Source organism: Salinisphaera sp. G21_0 (assembly GCF_017744115.1).
Taxonomy (GTDB): Bacteria; Pseudomonadota; Gammaproteobacteria; order Pseudomonadales; family Endozoicomonadaceae; genus Endozoicomonas.
Map to the genome: position 1 here is coordinate 1 of NZ_JAGHQW010000150.1, position 2008 is coordinate 2008.

Annotated in this window: 1 protein-coding gene; it reads left to right on the top strand. The window is 53.3% G+C overall.

Translation table 11 applies throughout. The features are described from left to right. Positions 1-108: 108 nt before the first annotated feature. Positions 109-1596, top strand: a complete 1488-nt coding sequence (locus tag J7439_RS25310) for an RING finger domain-containing protein (RefSeq protein ID WP_209204832.1) — start codon at positions 109-111, stop codon at positions 1594-1596. Positions 1597-2008 lie beyond the last annotated feature (412 nt).

The following is a 2008-nucleotide window of genomic DNA, read 5'->3' on the forward strand; positions in this document are numbered from 1 at the left end:
TAAATCTTCAAAGCTGTTTTTTTGATATTCTCAGAACCTGATACGGGATATTTTTGAAATCAACACAGTCAGAGTAACAATCCCAAAAACGTAAGGGAGTTACCTGGCATGAACAGCGTTCCCTCCATTGAAGCCGTTGTTGTACCCACCGAGCCCCCAATCTGCCCAATCTGCCATGATGACCTCTACTCACGCAAAAATCGGAAGTTTGTTGGCAGGCGCGTCGCTATTGCCAGACCCTGCGGGCATAAGTTTCACTTTAAGTGCCTTTCCCGCTGGACAAAAGACCATCTGACCTGCCCTTACGGGCGGGAAGTCATTAAACATATGGTGGTGAAAAACCTGCCCCTGCCCCGGGGCTGGAAGAACCAGATGGTCAACGCGGCAGAGGAGGGTGACATCAAGATCATCCAGGCCCTGCTGCAACGGGGGGCGAAGGTGGATGCGGGCCGAACTGCGGGTGAAACTCCCCTGGCCCTGGCCGTTGCCCATGAGAACCTCGATGCTGCCCTGCTGCTGGCCGGAAGGGGAGCATCCGACCCGATCGGTCTGAGCGACCTGGGGGAGCTTTTCCTGGCTGGTGGTGAGGGCATTCCGGCAGACCTGCACAAGGCAAAATACTGGCTGCTCAAGGCGGCTGATCTGGGTAACGCTGTTGCCATGGGTCACCTGGGCTACCTGTATGAGCATGGTGGAGCGGACTTTCCGGTAGACCTTCGTGAAGCGGAGCGGTGGTACATTAAAGCGGCGGGATTGGGAAATGTCATATCCATATACAACCTGGGCTGCTTGTATGGGTATGGCAGCAAGGACTTTCCGGTCAATCTGCGCGAAGCTGAGCGTTGGTTCCTGAAGGCGATTGTGCATGAGCATACTGGTGCCATGAACAACCTGGGCTTTCTATATTTGCTTGGTGGCGAGGGCTTGCCAGCGGATCCGGAGCAAGGGAAGTTCCTGTTGTTCAAGGCGGCTGGGCTGGGGAATGTTTCCGCCATGTACAATCTGGGCTTCCACTATGAAGATGGCAGCAAGGGCTTTGGGAAAGATCTCCATGAAGCAGAACAATGGTATCTAGAGGCGGCTGAAATGGGGGATGAGATGGCCATGAACAACCTGGGTTACCTCTATCATCATGGTGGCGAGGGCTTTCCGGTAGACCTGCGTAAAGCGGAGCACTGGTACCTGGAGGCGGTTGAGCTGGAGTCTTCTATGGCCATGTACAACCTGGCCACCCTGTATGAGCATGGTGGAGAGGGCCTGCCAGCGAATCCGGAGCAAGGGAAGCGCTTGTTGTTCAAGGCAGCTGGGCTGGGGGACGCTTCTGCCATGAACAGCCTGGGCTGCCTGTACCGGGACGGTGGCATGGGCTTTGAGGTAGACCTGCACCAGGCGAGAGCCTGGTTTCTCAAGGCGGCTGGACTGGGAGATGCCTCGGCCATGCAAAACCTGAAAAAACTCCCTAAACCGCAACCCACTAAAAAACGCGGGTTTGATGAAGCCTTTCCTGATGAACCCGACCACATCCGTACAGAGGGCGAATCCATGGCTGCCGGCTGTGCGGGGCATAAAACGATGGGAAAGAGGGCTTCCCGATAGCTCCGCCAAATGCCCAGGCACATGACAATATTTTGCGTCCCCCGGGAGGCTGTCCGGGGTTATCCCGGGATCATCAAAGAAGCCATGAATCCGGTAACCAATGCTCGCCTGTTAAAGTTCAGGTCGACTTAAACGACAATGAATATATATCTCTATACCTCCTGCATCGATAAAATTGTGTACGTTATAACCGTATAACCGCCTTCTTTTCGGATAATTTGATATGTTCTGGAATTCAGTAAATCTTCAAAGCTGTTTTTTTGATATTCTCAGAACCTGATACGGGATATTTTTGAAATCAACACAGTCAGAGTAACAATCCCAAAAACGTAAGGGAGTTACCTGGCATGAACAGCGTTCCCTCCAGTGCAGCCGTTGTTGTACCCACCGAGCCCCCAATCTGCCCAATCTG